Origin of the sequence: Brachyspira aalborgi (genome assembly GCF_008016455.1) — a bacterium.
Classification (GTDB): Bacteria; Spirochaetota; Brachyspiria; order Brachyspirales; family Brachyspiraceae; genus Brachyspira; species Brachyspira aalborgi.
The window spans coordinates 1,807,697-1,825,679 of sequence record NZ_SAXU01000001.1; the positions used below are offsets into that span (position 1 = coordinate 1,807,697).

Annotated in this window: 14 protein-coding genes; 10 read left to right on the top strand and 4 right to left on the bottom strand. The window is 28.9% G+C overall.

All coding sequences use genetic code 11. The features are described 5' to 3' along the window. Positions 1-15 precede the first annotated feature (15 nt). Complete coding sequence (locus EPJ79_RS08165; RefSeq protein ID WP_147739115.1) at positions 16-855, bottom strand: glycosyltransferase; 840 nt, start codon at positions 853-855, stop codon at positions 16-18. Between the two features lie 9 nt (positions 856-864). Beyond that, entirely contained in the window at positions 865-1,422 is a 558-nt protein-coding gene (locus EPJ79_RS08170) for a carboxymuconolactone decarboxylase family protein (protein ID WP_021959005.1), read from the bottom strand. A gap of 241 nt (positions 1,423-1,663) precedes the next feature. Between EPJ79_RS08170 and EPJ79_RS08175 the strand changes: the two genes are divergently transcribed. Both EPJ79_RS08175 and aroF read left to right on the top strand, forming a co-directional pair. Then, positions 1,664-2,947, top strand: coding sequence for an adenylosuccinate synthase (locus EPJ79_RS08175; RefSeq protein WP_147739116.1), 1,284 nt, complete (start codon positions 1,664-1,666; stop codon positions 2,945-2,947). A 33-nt stretch (positions 2,948-2,980) separates the two neighbouring features. After that, complete coding sequence (aroF, locus tag EPJ79_RS08180) at positions 2,981-4,024, top strand: 3-deoxy-7-phosphoheptulonate synthase (protein WP_147736681.1); 1,044 nt, start codon at positions 2,981-2,983, stop codon at positions 4,022-4,024. A 230-nt stretch (positions 4,025-4,254) separates the two neighbouring features. Here aroF and glgP read toward each other — a convergent pair whose 3' ends face one another. Both glgP and recJ read right to left on the bottom strand, forming a co-directional pair. After that, complete coding sequence (gene glgP, locus EPJ79_RS08185; RefSeq protein ID WP_147739117.1) at positions 4,255-6,816, bottom strand: alpha-glucan family phosphorylase; 2,562 nt, start codon at positions 6,814-6,816, stop codon at positions 4,255-4,257. Between the two features lie 147 nt (positions 6,817-6,963). Beyond that, positions 6,964-9,141 carry a single-stranded-DNA-specific exonuclease RecJ gene (recJ, locus tag EPJ79_RS08190; RefSeq protein ID WP_147739118.1) on the bottom strand — a complete coding sequence of 726 codons (2,178 nt, stop codon included), beginning with the start codon at positions 9,139-9,141 and terminating at the stop codon, positions 6,964-6,966. Positions 9,142-9,380: 239 nt separating this feature from the next. Here recJ and EPJ79_RS08195 point away from each other — a divergent pair, with 239 nt between their 5' ends. From EPJ79_RS08195 to cas2, 8 genes are all read left to right on the top strand, one after another. Continuing rightward, positions 9,381-10,058, top strand: a complete 678-nt coding sequence (locus EPJ79_RS08195) for an 8-oxoguanine DNA glycosylase (protein WP_147527585.1) — start codon at positions 9,381-9,383, stop codon at positions 10,056-10,058. Between the two features lie 116 nt (positions 10,059-10,174). Next, complete coding sequence (locus EPJ79_RS08200) at positions 10,175-11,938, top strand: ABC transporter substrate-binding protein (protein WP_147739119.1); 1,764 nt, start codon at positions 10,175-10,177, stop codon at positions 11,936-11,938. Positions 11,939-11,955: 17 nt separating this feature from the next. After that, entirely contained in the window at positions 11,956-13,350 is a 1,395-nt protein-coding gene (locus EPJ79_RS08205) for an ABC transporter permease (protein WP_147739120.1), read from the top strand. Positions 13,351-13,359: 9 nt separating this feature from the next. Further along, a complete protein-coding gene (locus EPJ79_RS08210; protein WP_147739121.1) occupies positions 13,360-14,856 on the top strand; it encodes an ABC transporter permease in 1,497 nt (498 codons plus the stop codon). A 42-nt stretch (positions 14,857-14,898) separates the two neighbouring features. Then, on the top strand, positions 14,899-15,873 hold the full coding sequence (locus EPJ79_RS08215; protein WP_147739122.1) for an ABC transporter ATP-binding protein: 975 nt from the start codon (positions 14,899-14,901) through the stop codon (positions 15,871-15,873). Between the two features lie 5 nt (positions 15,874-15,878). After that, positions 15,879-16,835 carry an ABC transporter ATP-binding protein gene (locus tag EPJ79_RS08220; RefSeq protein WP_147739123.1) on the top strand — a complete coding sequence of 319 codons (957 nt, stop codon included), beginning with the start codon at positions 15,879-15,881 and terminating at the stop codon, positions 16,833-16,835. Positions 16,836-16,947: 112 nt separating this feature from the next. Then, a complete protein-coding gene (gene cas1b, locus EPJ79_RS08225; protein WP_244289090.1) occupies positions 16,948-17,661 on the top strand; it encodes a type I-B CRISPR-associated endonuclease Cas1b in 714 nt (237 codons plus the stop codon). Between the two features lie 2 nt (positions 17,662-17,663). Beyond that, positions 17,664-17,948, top strand: coding sequence for a CRISPR-associated endonuclease Cas2 (gene cas2, locus EPJ79_RS08230; protein ID WP_021958977.1), 285 nt, complete (start codon positions 17,664-17,666; stop codon positions 17,946-17,948). The last annotated feature ends 35 nt before the right edge of the window (positions 17,949-17,983 follow it).

The following is a 17,983-nucleotide window of genomic DNA, read 5'->3' on the forward strand; positions in this document are numbered from 1 at the left end:
TTAATAAAAAATTAATTATTTATAAACGCTTTCTTTTTTCGATATATTAAATTTAGAAAGTATAAAAACGCAGCCTCTTAAAAATAATAAAAAATACATTGAAAATGAAAGCAAAGGATGAGCGAATAATTTTTTCCATTTTCCTTTTTCGATAAACACGCCAAAATAACGATAATAAAGTCCAAATTGTTTTTTAGTAATTTCGTCAAATCCCCATTTTTTAAAATAATTGTCAAAATTGGAAGCGTAATAACTTTTCTTTATAATATATTTTTTGAGATTATGATTTTCATGATGAAATAAATTCGATTTTATTATTGAAACTTCGCCAATATTTTTTATTCTTCTGTCTATATCCCAATCTTCGGCGGCAAAAAGCGAAATATCAAATCCGCCTATTTGTAAAAAACTCTCTCTTCTGAAAAATCTCGCTCCGTCAATTACTGTAGCGTTATAAAATGAGCGTTCAAAATTTCTAACTTTATTAAAAAATCCTTCTCCAAAAATTTTCTCGGGAACATAAACGGCTTTTATATTTTCGTTATTTTCAAATATTTCAACGCATTCGCTTATAACTGTTTCGGATAATGTCATGTCAACATCTAAAATTCCGACAATCTCACCAAAAGCCATTTCTACTCCGTAATTTCTTTGAGCCGAACGCTCGGGACCTTTTATAAAAGTTTTCACTCCAAAAGATTTTGCAATTTCTACCGTTTTGTCAGTTGAATGATTATCGACTAATATTATTTCTACTTTTCCGCCTTCTTTAATATAATTAGAGTTTACAACCGACTTTATACAATCGGCTATAAACTCTTCGGCATTTTTTGTAGTTATTACGATACTTACCATAAATTAAATTTATTTATTTTTAGCTCGCCAAGTTTCTTTTTCAAATTCGTCCGCAATAGGAACTAAAGAATCGTCCAAATCTATTTTTAAAACGGCGTTAAAATTATTCGTTGCCATCATTTGAGCTGCAAATCCTACTATAGTTACAATTTCCGAATCTGAAAAATGTTTTTTCAAATTATTAATCAATTCGTCAGAAACGGCGTTTGGGTCTTTAACCATTTGCATTCCAAGTTCGGATAATAATTTTTCTTTTTCGTCTAATTTAAGATTTTTCGGATTATCTCCGATAGCCTTTAAATCTCTTATAAAAAATAACGAGCATAACATACAACCGTTTGTTGTAGAAACAGAATGCGCCAATATCATAGCCGCTCTTTTTCCAACGATTTCAACGAGTCTTCCAAAAGAAACATACCAACCCATAAAAGCGTCATAAGTAGCGTAATCGTTCAAAAGCGCTTTTTTCATGTTTGTTATGCTTCCGCTTTTCTTTATTTGTTCGTCAAAGGCTTCTTTTACTTTTCCTTGAGCTTCTTCATATTCTACATATTTTACTCTTGCCATAAAAACTCCTTTATTTAATTTTATTTTTAATGATTAATAATAATTCACATTTGCAAATATATCAAGCGTTTTTTATGTTTAATAATAAATGTTATATAGTTTATTATTAAAAACAAATAATAGAAATTTCAGAATTAAAAAATCTTGAAATTATTAATAAATATTTATATAATTATTCGGGTTTGACATTATTATTTATAGAAATTTAAAGATATAAAAAATTATAGAGTCGGGGGAATAAATGGCTTCTGTTATCGTGGTCGGAACTCAATGGGGAGACGAAGGCAAAGGAAAAATTGTAGATTATCTTGCCGAAAAATGTCAGTATGTAGTTCGTTCTCAAGGCGGGAGCAACGCTGGACATACCGTTGTCGTTAATCAAAATAAATATAAATTGAGACTTCTTCCTTCTGGCATATTATACGAAGATAAAATTTGCATTCTTGGAAACGGAGTCGTTATAGAGCCTAAAATATTTTTGAAAGAAGTTGACGAGCTTAAAAACAAAGGAATAAAAATATCGAATTTAAAAATATCAAACCGCGCTCATATAATTTTGCCTTATCATAAAGTCCTTGACGAACTTCAAGAGAAAGATTTGGGAGAAAATAAAATAGGCACTACAAAAAACGGAATCGGACCATGCTACATGGATAAAGCTATGCGAATAGGAATAAGAATTTGCGATTTAATTAACAAAGAATTATTTTCTAAAAAATTAAAATTCAATTTGGAATTAAAAAATAAACTTCTCAAAAAACTTTATAATCATAACGGTTTTGATTTTGAAGAAATATTAAAAGAATATTTAGAATACGGAGAAAGATTAAAGCCTTATATAGCCGACACTACTACAATATTAAATAAAGCGATAAAAGAAAAAAATAATATTCTTTTTGAAGGCGCTCAAGCGACTATGCTCGATTTAGAACATGGCACTTATCCTTTTGTAACTTCCTCTATTCCGTCTTCAGGAGGAGCATGCGTTGGAAGCGGAGTTGGACCAAGAAATATAGACAATGTTATAGGCGTTGTAAAAGCGTATTCCACAAGAGTCGGAGAGGGACCTTTTCCTTCGGAACTTTTTGACGAAATAGGAAATCATATAAGAGATAGAGGAAACGAATACGGAACGGTTACGGGAAGAGCGAGAAGATGCGGTTGGCTTGATGCATGCGTTATAAAATATGCATCGTATATTAACGGACTCGATTCTTTGGCTATCACAAGATTAGATATATTGGACGATTTGGATAAATTAAAATTATGCGTAGCTTATAAATATAACGGAGAAATAATAGAAGATTATCCTGCAGATTTGGATATTCTTTCAAAAGTTGAAGCAGTTTACGAAGAGTTTGAAGGTTGGAAAACTGATACAAGAAATATAAGAGATTATAATAAACTTCCCGAAAATGCAAAAATATATTTGAATAGATTAAGCGAAATAACGGAAACAGAAATATCTATAATATCGGTTGGCGCTAGACGAGACGAAACTATAATTTGTAAGAAAATATTTTAATAAATTTAATTATAAAATTTTAAGGAGATAATTATGATAGTAGTAATGAAACCAAACGCAAAAGAGGAATATATAAACAATATTACCGAAAGATTAATTAACGCAGGACTTGGAACAAATAAAATTGTCGGAGTAGATTGCACGGTTATCGGCATAGTCGGAGATACTTCAAAAGTAGACAGAGAATTAATATCTACTTTGCCAGGAGTTGCGAGAGTTTTAAAAGTTCAAGAGCCATTTAAAAGAGCAAATAGAGCCTTCAAAAAAGAAGACACTATTGTCAATGTTTCGGGAGTTAAAATCGGAGAAAATAAACCCGTTATTATCGCAGGACCTTGTTCCGTTGAAAGCGAAGAGCAAGTTATTAATATCGCTAAAAGCGTTAAATCTGCTGGAGCTTCTATTTTAAGAGGAGGAGCTTTCAAGCCTAGAACTTCCCCTTACGCTTTTCAAGGCTTGGCTTTGGACGGACTTAAAATTTTAAAGCTTGCTAAAGAAGAAGTTGGAATTCCAATCGTAAGCGAAATCGTTTCAATTAGGCATTTGGAAGAATTTGATAATACTGTAGATATGATTCAAATTGGAGCAAGAAATATGCAAAACTTTGAGTTATTAAAAGAAGTTGGAAAATTGAAAAAACCGATTTTATTAAAAAGAGGGCTTGCAAATACTATGGAAGAATGGTTAATGAGCGCCGAATATATTTTAGATAAAGGCAATAGCGATGTCGTTTTATGCGAGCGAGGAATAAGGACATTTGAAAATTATACGCGTAATACTTTTGATGTTAGCGCAATTCCAATGATAAAGCGAGTAAGTCATTTGCCTGTGATAGGCGACCCTTCGCATGCGAGCGGAAAATCTTGGATGGCGCTTCCATTAACATTAGCCGCGTTATCTGCTGGAGCTGACGGAATGATAATAGAAGTTCATAACGACCCTGAGCATGCATTATGCGATGGAGCGCAATCTATAAAACCTGAAGTATTTGCAGATATAATGGAGGCTGTTAATATGATATCGGAAACTGTATTAAAGATAAAAGCTAAACATAATGGAAGAGTTTATACTAAATAAAATTTTTACAGGTTTATTGAAACTTTAATTTGTAATAACTACAGAGAATATTTTAATAAATAATGGCGAATAGATTTTTTAAATTTATTTTTGCTATTTTCACTATTCTTCGTTTATTCTCTATAATTATTACTTTTAAAAATATTTTATATAATATTTAATAATAAAAAGAAAATAAAAAAGCTTGACTTAATTAAAGCCAAGCTTAATTTTTTAGTATTGTTATGTTTTTAGCTCCAAATTATCATCTTCATGTCGAATTTATAACCCAAATCTTTATGATAAGGATACATTCTTATCGCATATCCGCTTTGTCCTGTATTAACGCATTCTAAAGAACCTATAAAAGAATGTCTGCCGTTTCCTAAATCGGAAGAATGCTTCATTTCCACTATTGTAGGTTCTGTAATCTCGTCTTTCATACTCAATTTTCCATGATATAATTCTACTCTAACGGAATCGGGAGCGATATTTCCTAAATTAACTATTGTTTTTACTTCAAATTTACTTCCGACTTGCAAATTCCTTGAAGGCATTTCAGACATAGTATTTTCAAAAGAAACTTTAGACCATTTTGAATATATATTATCTTTCCAAGATTTTAATTCTTTTGACTTTTTAAAATCATCGCTTGTCATATTGATATATCTTCTGCTTGCATTAGTATAGAATTTATTGAAATAATCGGCAACCATTCTATTTGTTGAAAATTGAGGACATACGGTTTGCATGCTCCACTTCATAGCCGTAACCCATTGTCTCGGAATATCGTCTCTTCCTCTTTCATAATATAAAGGAATAATCTCATTTTCCAAAACATTGTATAAAGCGTTACTTTCAACTTCGTCTTGATATTCTAAATCCGTATATTCTTCTCTGTTTCCTATAGCCCAACCGTTTTGTCCGTCATAAGCTTCATCCCACCAACCGTCTAATATGCTAAAGTTTAATCCTCCATTAGGCGGAACTTTCATACCGCTTGTGCCGCTCGCTTCTAAAGGTCTTCTTGGATTATTAAGCCAAACATCGACTCCTTGAACCATATACCTTGCAACATTTATATCGTAATCTTCTAAAAATACTATATGGTCTCTAAACTCTTCTCTTCTGCATATTTCGGCTATATTTTTTATTAACTCTTTACCGCCATTATCATGAGGATGCGCTTTTCCCGCGAATATAATTTGAACTGGACGATGAGGATTGCTTATAATTTTTTTAAGTCTCTCAATATCTCTAAATAATAAAGTTCCTCTCTTATAAGTCGCAAATCTTCTTGCAAATCCTATAGTCAAAGCTTCGGGAGTTAAAATCTGTTCTGCATGATTTATTTCATTTTTTGTAAATCCTCTATTAATTATTTGAGCTTTTAATCTTTCTCTACAAAAATCTATTAATCTTTCTTTTCTTCTTTCATGAGTTCTCCAAAGTTCAGCGTCAGGAATTTTTTGAACTCTTTCCCAAATTCCATATTCCAAAGGTTTTGTTCTCCATCGCGGTCCTAAATATCTATCCAAAAGATTTTGCATATCAAATGAAATCCAACTTAAAGTATGAATTCCGTTAGTTATTGAATCTATTGGAAGCTCTTTTGCAGGAACTCCTTTCCAAATATCTTTCCACATATCTCGAGATACATGTCCATGAAGTTCGCTTACTCCGTTATTTTCAGCGGATAAATTCAAAGCCAAAACCGTCATACAAAAATCTTCTTTTTGATTATTTGGGTCTATCTTTCCTAATTTAAGAAATTCTTCCATAGACATATCTATTTGTTTTATATAATCTACAAAATATTTTTGCATCATTTCGATAGGAAATACATCGTTTCCAGCGGGAACGGGAGTATGAGTCGTAAATACATTTGAGCTAAAAACAACTTCTCTTGCAGTTTTTCTATCTAATTTATCGTCTATCATTAATTGTCTTATTCTTTCTAAAGATAAAAAAGCGCTATGTCCTTCGTTCATATGGTAAATTGTGGGTTTTATTCCTAATTTTTTTAACGCTTTAATTCCTCCAATTCCAAGCAATATTTCCTGCTGTATTCTTGTTTCAAGATTTCCGCCGTAAAGTTGAGCCGTAATATCTCTATCTTCAACGCTATTTTCTTCTATATTTGCATCCAAATAATAAAGTTGTATTCTTCCAACATTTGCTTTCCATATTTGAGCGTAAACTTTTCTTCCTGGCAAATCTACATCAACTTTCATAGTTTCGCCGTTTGAATCTAAAACTTTTTCCAAAGCTAAATTAAAAAAGTCGTTTTCAATATCGTATTCTTGTTGCCAACCATCCGCATTTAAATATTGCCTAAAATATCCTTTTCTATATAAAAGCCCAACGGCAATGAAAGGCAAACCTAAATCGCTTGCAGATTTCAAATGGTCGCCAGATAATATTCCAAGTCCGCCAGAATAATTAGGCAAAGATTCATGAAGTCCGTATTCAAAAGAGAAATAAGCTATTTTTTCATTTTCCGTTTTTTGAGAATCGTCTAAACTTGCATACCAAGTTTCCTGATTCATATAAGTTTTAAACTCATCGTAAACCTCCGCTAAATTCATCATAGCCGCATCATCATGAAGCATATTGTAAAAACATTCCTGTGAAGATTCCCCTAAAATTCTTATCGGGTTATGGTCCTTTTCGTCATAGTTATCAATGTCTATGGTTCTTAATAAATTTACAGCTTTTTGATTCCAGCACCACCAAAAGTTTTTAGTTATCTCTAATAAAGGTTCTAATTCTTTAGGAAGAGATGGAGAAACCATATATTTATTTATTTTCATAAATTGCACCGCCTTAAAATTTATTTTGTATTTTTAATAATTATTTAATCGATTATATAATATATTGCATATAAAATCAATGAATTTTTTATAAATATCGGATAAATTTTAAAATATAATATTAAAAATAAACGATATACAAATAATTTAATGAATTATATAATTTTCTAATATTAATTGTTCTAATTTTCTTCCATTATACCTATCAATTTTTAATTTATAGCATATATCAATATAATTTGAATTTTCCAATTTTTTAACTTCTTCTTCGTTTGAATCCCATAACATAGCGGCTATATTTTTATCGCCTTGATTAAGTTCAATTTTTAAATGCAATTTATCGTTTTTTGACAAAGTTTTAATTTTTACAACTTTAACTTTATTGCAATAAAATATCGGCTCTTCGTTTGAAACTCCGAAAGGCTCGAAAGCTTCTATAATTTCCGCTAATTCTACATTTATATATTTTAAATCCAAAATCATATCGTAATTTTTAGATTCTTTTTCTGAAGATTCAAAATTATTTTCTAAAGAATAATTAATTATTTTTTCTGCAAACTTATCAAATTTATCAATATTTAAACTAAATCCCGCCGCATTTTTATGTCCGCCAAATTTATTTAAATAAACGCTCGTAAACTCAAGCATTTCTCTCGCGTTATTATTTCCTCTGCTTCTTATACTTCCCGTGCAAATTCCAAGTTCTTCATCTTCGTGCAAAATAATCGCGGTTTTTCCGTATTCATTTAAAACTTTTCCCGCTATTAATCCCGTTAAGCCTTGCTCAATTTCTTTGCTTTTTACTAATATAATAGGCATAGAGAGAGAATCATTATTTTTAATATATTCGCTAACCGTATTAAAACATTCGTCAGTTAAAGATTTTCTAGTTTCATTCATGTTATAAACTTCTTCGGAAAGTTTTAAAGCTTCTTCTTTCAATTCGGAAGTTAAAAGTTGTAAAGCATATTCGGGTTTATTCATTCTTCCCGCCGCATTTATAAAAGGCGCTAATCTCCAACCTATAGTTTGCGTATCGATTTTTGTATTTAATAGATTCATTTTTTCTAAAATGGCGTTATATCTTATATGAGACGGTTTTGATAATTCTTCTAAAGCGCATTTTATATAAGCTCTATTTTCTTCTATAACGGGAACAACATCGGCTACGATTCCAAAAGCCGCCAATATAGATTCTCTTTTTAAATAATTCTGGAATTGTTTTTGACTCATATAAAACATTCGTTTAAATATTTCCATTTTTATTATTAAATCTCTATATTCAATATCTTCGTATTTATAAATATTAACATTTAAAGCGAGAGCAAATTCATTGAGAGTTTTAAAATTTTTTATATTGATATTTCCGTAAGCCGCTCCAAGTTGAAGTAAATCGTAAACTTTATCAAATGCAGGTAAAAATATTTCGTATTTTTCAAATATATATAATAATCTTTTTAATCTATCTTCGCCTCCCGTTAAAACAAGTATAGCTCCGTCTCCTTCAAACATATATGTGGCAAGCTCTTCCAATAATTCGTCTTCGGTTAATAATTCGTCATAAAAATCGGAATATATTGATTTATAAGAATTTTCATTTTCTTTTACGATTTCAAATCCGAAAGGCTCGCTATTTAGAACAAAATTAGTAGATTTTAAAGCTTTTACTTTTTTTAAAATATTATTTTTTTTATCGATTTCGTAATCTAATATTATAATATCTTTATTATAAACTCTTGTATATGATAAAACGAAAGCTTGCATCAACTTAAAAGCGACAACGCAACCTGCAAAATTTTTTGAAACGAATCCCGTATTTGAAAGTTTTGGATTAAAAATAGCGTAAGCGTTTGGAAGAATTTCGGGTATATCATGATGGTCGGTTACTATTATATCTATAGAATGCTCTCTTGCAAATTCAACTTCTTCTACATTTGAAATTCCACAGTCTACCGTAATTATTAAACTCGTCCCAGAATTTGCATATTCTTCTATAACGGATTTTGAAAGCCCATAACCTGTAGAATGATTGGGAACGAAAGCCTCCACATTTTTTGTGACGGATTTTAAAGTGTTATATATTATTGACGCCGCAGTTATTCCGTCAGCGTCTTTATCTCCGTATATTAATATTTTTTCTTCGCTTTCTATCGCCTCTTTTAATCTATCGACAAATATATTCATATCTTTTATTCCAAAAGGACTTGAAAGAGAATATATATCTTGAAAAAAGAAATCGAATATATCGGATTTTGTTTTTATTCCTCTTAAATTAAGCAAATCTTTTATTATAGGATTTAAATTATTTATATCTATTCTATGCATTATAATTTCAGAACCTTTAGAGTTTATATATTTTTTTAATATAGTATATTTTGTTTATAATATTGTTTCAAGTATGATTTTATACAGTTTTGTTTTTGCATATTTTGTATAAAAATTAAAAGTTGAAAAAATACGAATATAAAAGTAAAATAATATTATGGTTTCAAGATTTGAAATCCTTATAATATTTAATTATAAAATCGATTAAATTTAAATTTCTAAATAAGGTTTATTATTTTATGGATAAAGAATACGCTAAACATTTAATGGGAATATATAAAGATAAAATATTGCATGAAAGAATGAAAAGAAGATTGGAATATTTTAAGAGAGTTTACAAAAGAGATAACGATAAAAGACTATTTGCAGAACTTGCATTTTGTATATGCACTCCGCAAACAAAAGCAAGAAGCGGAGCGGCGGCTATAATAGACCTTTATAATCATAATTTGCTTTTTAATGGAAGCGCGGAAAAAGTTGCAAATATTTTAATTAAGCATGTGAGGTTTCATAATATGAAAGCTCAAAATATAATTCTTGCAAGAAAACTCTATTTTCCGAAAGAAAAATTCATTTTAAAAGAAAGAATAAACTATGCAATAAAAAACGATTCTATGGTTGAACTTCGCAATCAACTTGCTAAAGAAGTTAAAGGCTATGGACTTAAAGAAGCGAGTCATTTTTTAAGAAATATCGGATTCGGGCAGAAAATAGGAATATTGGACAGACATATTATGCGAGTTATGGATAAACTTGAAATACTTCCCGAAGGAATGACTCCAAAAACAAGTTTAACTAAAAATAATTATTTAAAAGTAGAAGAGAATTTAGTAGAATATTCTAAAAAAGAAAATATACCGATGGAATATTTAGATTTTGTTTTTTGGTTTGACGCTACTAACGACATATTTAAATAAATTTTTATAAAACTTTTCAATTTTATTTATTTTTAATAAATTATCATATTTCTTATTGACAATTAAAATAATAATGTTAAAATACAATTTATTTACAACTGACAAGGAGTTTAAAAATGTCAAAATTATATTTTATATTTATATTGCTTATTTTAATATCATGCGGTTCTTCTCAACAATCCGCAAATAATGTGGATGTTCAAATAATAGGGATGGCTATAAATGAAAAAGAATTGAATGTTATGAGAGACATACTTTCAAAAAATGGTTTTAATCCAAAAATAAATATGCTGCCTGATTATGCAAGTTTTATTGGGCAATTAGAGGCAAATAATTACGATATTGCAATAAACAGCTGGAATACTGTAACAGGTAATCCAGATTATGCCGTAAGGTCGTTATTTATAAGCGGGGGAGATTATAATCGTTCAAAAATATCTAACGAAAAACTTGACAACCTTATAGAAAAAGCGTCAACCGAAAGCTCGGATGCGGCTAAAAATACATATAACGACATAGAAAAAGTTATTATAGACGAAAACGCTTATATTATACCGTTATACAATAGAGTAAAAACGCAGGCTTTTAATAAAAAAATATTGGATGAAAGCACGGTTAATATTTATAAAGTCGCAAGTTTGAATATAAGCGAAATGTCTTTTATTGATAAAAGTAAAAATGAAACAGACCCGTTATATGTAAGTCAGACATTATCTACTTTGACCTCTTTAGACCCTATAAAAGGTAATGACGGTTCTATTAATATGATAAATAATCAAATGTATATAAGAATAGTAAATCTTACTACAAACGACCAAATAACCACAAGATATTCTTTATCATATAATTACGCTATAGCTCAAGGAAACAAAGATTATTATTTTATTTTAAGAGACGATGTTTATTTTGCAAAAGTTGAAAATAGGCAGGCTGTAAATACTGGGGAGAGAGTTGGAGCAAGCGATGTAGTATTTTCGTTAAAAAGAGCGAAAGATAGAAATAGCGTCCCTAACCATAGAACATATAGTTTGCATAGCAGTATGGAAAGAATATCGATAGTTACCGATATAAACGAATTAAGAAATACAAAAACTGAAAATAGCGATGTTTATACGGAACTTTCTCAAAATTTACCCGCTCCTATAACCTCTTTAACTTCCGTTAGCTCTCAAGCAAATAATAAAAACGGAGTTTATCAAGTTGTAAAGATAACTACTATAAAACCTTTTCCTCAAGTGTTAAATTATCTTGCTCATCAATCCGCTGGAATAGTAAGCGAAAAACAAATTAAAAAAGTTAATACTTATAAGGTTGAAAATTACGACCCAAAAAACGATATAGCTTACGGGGACGAATCTACAATAACCGAAGGAGCGAGTTATAATAATACTTTAGTTGTGAGCGGACAATATATAGCTATTTATAAAAACGATTATGAAATATTATTGGAAAGAAATCCCGCTTTTATGAAAGACACTGTATATTACCCGAATATAAAAACTTTAAATATAAAATTTATTAGAGATTTGGACGCTTCTGTTTCGGCTTTAAGAAGCGGAGATATTTATGTTCTATACGATATTATTCCAGATAAATTAAAAGTAATAGAATCCGACTCTAATTTGCTTCTTCAAAAAGTTCCAAGCAATGCATTAATATTTGCATTTATAAATATGTCGGATGGGCATATAACTTCCGATGTTAATATTAGAAAGGCGATTTTATATTCTATAGACCAAAACGCGTTTATAGCGGTTAATGATAATTATGGATATAGAGCTTATACTACTATTAGCCCTTTAATTGATACTGGAAATATTCTTAATCAAGATAGAGATAAAGTTAAAGAATATTTAAAAGCCTATGAAGAAAACAAATAAAATATTAAAATTTATATATGAAAAATAATATAATTAACAATATTACAAATAATTTTTATAAAATGCAGAAATTGTTTCTATATAAAATTGCTATAACGATTTTTGGCATATTTACTTATTTATTTATATGGGTAAAAAAATATATCTTGTATAAATATCATAAAAAACTATATAGAAACAATTATATTTATTCTGAAACGGATTTTGAAAAATTAGCGGAAGAATACTCTTTTCATATTGAAAAAGAAAAAGAGATATTATCAAAAAACATATCAAAAGAGGAAAAAGAAAGTCGAATAAAAAAATATATAGACAATATTAAAAAATCTATGAATAAATATATCAATAAAGAAATCAAATCCAATATTGAAGATTCCGCCATATTAAAAAATTTATTAGAAAATAATATATTTTTTATATATTCCGTTATATTTTCATTGCCAATGTATATATTAATATATATTTTTTCTCATTGGTATATGAAATATATATTTGAAAGAATAGTTATGATGTTATTCGTAATGTTTGGGGTAATTTTTTTAGTATTTACAATATTATATATTTCTCCAATGGATAGCGCCGTAAATATTTTAGGACAGGACGCCACTAAAGAGCAAATAGAAGCTTTTAATAAATCATACGGTTTGGATAAATCGTATATAGAACAGTTATTCTATTCTTTGAAAAATATTATTACATTTAATTTAGGCAAATCTTATGTTGGAAACGAAGATATATTTTCGGCAATCGCGCGCAAATTTCCTATAACTTTATCTATTTCGTTTTTATCGTTGTTACTTGCAATAATTATAGCGATACCCGCGGGAGTAATATCTTCTATAAAACAATATTCTATATTCGATTATGTTTTTATGCTTGTAGCTTTAATAGGTTTATCTATACCAAATTTTTGGATAGGATTAATATTGATATTAAATTTTTCAATTAATCTTAATATTTTTCCTGCGTCTTTTTCGGTTCATAATATAAGTTCTTATATTATGCCGACAATAGTTTTGGGAACGGGACTTTCGGCGGCGGTAGCGAGAATGACAAGAGCTTCTATGTTGGAGATAAAATCATCGGAATTCGTTTTAACCGCTCGAAGCAAAGGGTTAAATGAAAATATCGTTATATTTAGGCATATATTTAAAAACGCTTTAATACCAATAATAACGGTTATTGGAATACAACTTGGTTCTATACTTGGCGGAGCGGCGGTTACGGAAAAAGTATTTAATATTAACGGCATAGGAAGTTATATAGTCGATAAACAATTTATACCAGATATACCCGTTATTTTAGCTGGAGTAGTATATATTTCAATAGTCGTAAGTATAGTTAATTTAATAATGGATATATTATACGCTTTTTTAGACCCAAGAATTAAATCGGATATGAAAAATTATTAGAGTATAATTATGAATTATAGAAAAAGATTAGAAGAAAGCAAATTTATAAAATTTAGAGAATACGGTTCGCTCAAATTTTCAATAGGAGCTTCTTTATTTGTCGGTATTTTATTATTTTTATTTTCTATAGATATTCCTAAAAGAAGTTTTAATATATATGTTATAATCGTATCGATTTTATATTTTCTTTCGTCTATAGTCTCTTATATAATATTAAATAAATTAAAAGAAGATGTCAAAAAATTTAATTATATAAAACAAAATACGAGAAAATTAGGATTTATATTAATATCTTTTATATTATTTGCAAATATATTCGCCGTTTCTTCTGGTTTTCTTTTGATAGCTAAAAAGAAAGAACTTGAATATATATTATTATTTGAAGCTTTTTTAATAAATATTTATATTATATTGGTTTCGTTTATTAATTTATTTAAAGAAAGTATACCTCAAAAATTTTATATTGGAATAACGATACTTTTTATTACTTCGTTATTTTATTTAATTTCCATATATTTTGTTTCTAAAAAAGATTTAAAATCGAATAAGAAAATTTTTTATATTATCGCTATAATATGTATAATTACGGTTGTATTTGGAAATATATTTGCATTGCTATCTGGAATTACGATTATAATTAAGATAAATCATAAAGACGAAGATATATCTATAGAATTTGTCGATACTTTATATAGAATATTCAAAAATGAAATGGCGGTTATAGGTATGTTTTTTGTTATATTTTTATTTTCATTGTCTATAAACAGCGTATTTACATTTAATTATTCCGATGCCATAGAAAATAATTATTCGGCGTTATTAAATCATCCTTCGTTATCTTATCCTTTTGGAACTGATAATTACGGCAGAGATGTTTTTAGTAGAATAGTTTTTGGAGCGAGAATATCTTTAATAATAGGAATAATATCCACTTTAATACCGATTGTAATAGGCGGAATATTAGGCGCGTTATCGGGTTATTATAAAAGAAATGTTGATAATATAATAATGAGAGCTTTGGATGTATTATATTCTATTCCCAATATACTTCTTGCGATAGCTATTATATCGGTTTTTGGCGCTAATGTTTTTGTATTGATAATAGCGTTAAGTATCAGCGCGATTCCAAAATATGCAAGGACTGTCAGAGCGAGCGTAATTTCGGTATCAAATATGGAATTTGTAGAAGCGGCTAAAGCTTTAGGAGCAAATAATTTTATAGTTATTTATAAACATATTATTCCAAATGTATTATCTCCCGTAATAGTTAGAATGTCTTTAGATATAGGCTCTGCGGTTTTGCAAACCAGCAGTTTAAGTTTTTTGGGTTTAGGTATAGAGCCTCATATACCAGAATGGGGAAATATATTAAAAACGGGAAGCGTATATCTTGAAACCAATCCTTATATAGCCATATTTCCTGGACTTGCGATTATATTAATGGTATTGGCTTTTAATTTTTTAGGAGACGGTTTGAGAGACGCTTTAGACCCGAGAATGAAATAAAATAATGAATAAATAAATATAAATAAAGGTAAAAAATAATTTATGAAAGAAAACGATTTACTGAATATAAAGAATTTGCATGTTCATTATATTAAAGAAGACGAAACGGTTAAAGCCGTTAACGGTATAAATATCTCGTTAAAAAAAGGAGAAAGTATAGGTATAGTTGGAGAAACTGGAGCGGGAAAAACTACTATGGCGTTGTCTATAATGGGACTTATACCGTATCCTCCTGGAATTATAGTGGACGGAGAAATATATTACGAAGGAAAAAATATAATAAATAGCGATAAAAAAGAATACCAAAACATAAGAGGCAAGGGCATATCTATGATATTTCAAGACCCTATGACCGCTCTAAATCCTACGATGACTATTGAAAAACAATTAATGGAAGTATTGGACAGCCATGAAAAAAATATGAGTAAAAATGAAAAAAGAAAAACCGTTATAGAATTACTTGAAATGGTAGGAGTTCAAAGAGATAGATTAAAAGAATATCCTCATCAGTTTTCGGGAGGCATGAAGCAAAGGGTTGTAATAGCTATGTCTTTATTATTAAAACCAAAAATTTTAATAGCCGATGAACCGACTACAGCGTTGGATGTCACTATACAAGCTCAAGTTTTGGATATAATAAACAGCCTTAAAGAAAAATTTAATATGTCTCTTATTCTTATAACTCATGATTTGGGAATAGTAGCCGAAATTTGCGATAGAATATTTATAGTTTATGCGGGCGAAGTAGTTGAAAGCGGTAATGTAAAAGATGTTTATTTAAATACCAAACACCCATATACAAAAGGACTTTTTAATTCCATACCAAGATTAGATATTGATAACGAAAGACTTACCCCGATAGAAGGCGACATGGTTAATCCTGCAAATCTGCCAAGCGGATGTTATTTTCATCCAAGATGCGTATACAAAAAAGATATATGCATAAATAAAAAACCTAAATTTACTGGCGTTAATCATGGATATAGCTGTCATTTTTCGTTTGATAACGGAGAGTAAATATAATGTTTATACAAACAAAAAATTTATATAAATATTTCGACACTCCAAGTGGTAAATTGCATGCCGTAGACAATATAAATATAGGTATGAACGAAGGCGAAACGCTTGGAATTGTGGGAGAATCGGGATGTGGAAAAAGCACTTTGGGAAGAGTTATTTTAAGACTTCAAGAACCAGATAGCGGAAATATATATTATGACGGTATGGATATTACAAAATTAAACGACAGCGACATGAGAAAAATGAGAAGATATATGCAGATAATATTTCAAGACCCCTATTCTTCTTTAAATCCGAGATATACGGTATCGGAAATAATATCCGAACCTCTTAATTTTTTTAATATATACGAAAATCATAGAGATAAAAAATCGAGAGTGGAAGAGCTTATGGATATAGTGGGTTTAAGTAAGAGATGCTATAATATGTATCCGCATGAATTTGACGGAGGAAGAAGACAGAGAATAGTAATAGCACGAGCGCTTTCAATAAATCCAAAATTTATAGTTTGTGATGAACCCGTAAGTGCGTTGGATGTTTCGATACAGGCTCAAATAATAAATCTGCTTATGGATTTGCAAAAATCGTTAAAGCTTACATATATGTTTATATCGCATGATTTATCTGTGGTAAAACATATATCAAATAATATATCCGTTATGTATTTGGGCGAGATAATAGAAAGCTGCGATAAAAAATCTTTATTTGAATCTCCTATGCATCCATATACAAAAGCCTTGCTTTCCGCCATACCTTCTATAAATTTTAATGAAAATGATAAAATAAAAAAGAATATTATATTAAAAGGCGAAATTTCCTCTCCGATTAATCCTAAAAAAGGATGCCGATTTTATAACAGATGTGTTTACGCTAAAGAATACTGTTTAAACGAAAATATAAAATTGGAAGAAGTTAATAATAATCATTATGTAGCTTGTTTGAGAGCAAAAGAATTATAATCGTATTTTAATTTTTAAATAATATGTTATATAATAATAAAACAAAAAGGAATTAAAATGACAGAAGCAAAACTAAAGCATACAACTTTAGATAATATAGGTTATCACTCTTTTGACTAGGATTTATAAAAAAAGAGTTTCGCTAGCTAAAAAATTCGTTTACGGAGCGACTGAAAATATATTAAGAAATTTGAAATATTATAATGTTAGAGGACGAGATTTAAACGAAGAGATAGAATCGATAACAAAACTTGAAGAAAGTTTAGATTCTTATAACAGAATAGATGAAATAATGGGAATTGAAGGAAATGTTCACAGAATATATTACAGAAGTTGGAATAAAATTATAAATCAAGAAATAGATTTTGAAAAAAGAGTAAAACGTCCGCCCGACAATATGATAAACTCTTTAATAAGTTTTTTAAACTCCGTTCTTTATACAAAAATACTTTCTGAAATTTATAGAACGCAATTAAATCCAACTATTAGTTATTTGCATGAACCTTCGGTTAAAAGATTTTCTTTATCTTTGGATGTCGCCGAAATTTTTAAACCTTTAATAGTCGACAGATTAATATTTTATTTATTAAATAAAAATATTATATCTGAAAATGATTTTGATAAAGAAAGCAATTTTTTAAGATTAAAAGAAAATGTTCTTCAAAATATTATGGGAGAAGTAGAAAAAAGATTAAAGACTACTATAAAACATAGAACATTAAATAGAGATGTTTCTTATAGATATTTAATGAGACTTGAACTTTATAAAATAATAAAACATTTGCTCGGAGAAAAAGAATATTCCCCGTTTAAAATATGGTGGTAGAAATGTATATAATTTTAATATATGATATTCAGGTAAACGATGAAGATAATCCTTATGTATTGAAAAAAGTTTTTAATATTTGCAAAAGGTATCTTAATCATATACAAAAATCGGTATTTGAAGGCGAACTTTCAGAACCTAAATACCTTAAATTAAAAGAAGAGCTCTTTGACATATTAAGAGAACATAAAGACTCATGTATAATATTTAAAAGCAGAAACGAAAAGTGGCTTGAAAAAGAGTTTTTAGTGAAAGAAGATATTGACAAAACTTCAAATTTTATATAAAATACAAGTATGTCGATGTTTAATCTATAATAATT

Bases quoted from the DNA above. Each gene is read 5' to 3' on its own strand.
- EPJ79_RS08195 (WP_147527585.1), top strand. From the start codon at position 9,381: ATGGATAAAGAATACGCTAAACATTTAATGGGAATATATAAAGATAAA.
- aroF (WP_147736681.1), top strand. From the start codon at position 2,981: ATGATAGTAGTAATGAAACCAAACGCAAAAGAGGAATATATAAACAAT.
- cas2 (WP_021958977.1), top strand. From the start codon at position 17,664: ATGTATATAATTTTAATATATGATATTCAGGTAAACGATGAAGATAAT.
- EPJ79_RS08170 (WP_021959005.1), bottom strand. From the start codon at position 1,422: ATGGCAAGAGTAAAATATGTAGAATATGAAGAAGCTCAAGGAAAAGTA.
- recJ (WP_147739118.1), bottom strand. From the start codon at position 9,141: ATGCATAGAATAGATATAAATAATTTAAATCCTATAATAAAAGATTTG.
- glgP (WP_147739117.1), bottom strand. From the start codon at position 6,816: ATGAAAATAAATAAATATATGGTTTCTCCATCTCTTCCTAAAGAATTA.
- EPJ79_RS08220 (WP_147739123.1), top strand. From the start codon at position 15,879: ATGTTTATACAAACAAAAAATTTATATAAATATTTCGACACTCCAAGT.
- EPJ79_RS08165 (WP_147739115.1), bottom strand. From the start codon at position 855: ATGGTAAGTATCGTAATAACTACAAAAAATGCCGAAGAGTTTATAGCC.
- EPJ79_RS08215 (WP_147739122.1), top strand. From the start codon at position 14,899: ATGAAAGAAAACGATTTACTGAATATAAAGAATTTGCATGTTCATTAT.
- EPJ79_RS08210 (WP_147739121.1), top strand. From the start codon at position 13,360: ATGAATTATAGAAAAAGATTAGAAGAAAGCAAATTTATAAAATTTAGA.
- EPJ79_RS08205 (WP_147739120.1), top strand. From the start codon at position 11,956: ATGAAAAATAATATAATTAACAATATTACAAATAATTTTTATAAAATG.
- EPJ79_RS08175 (WP_147739116.1), top strand. From the start codon at position 1,664: ATGGCTTCTGTTATCGTGGTCGGAACTCAATGGGGAGACGAAGGCAAA.
- EPJ79_RS08200 (WP_147739119.1), top strand. From the start codon at position 10,175: ATGTCAAAATTATATTTTATATTTATATTGCTTATTTTAATATCATGC.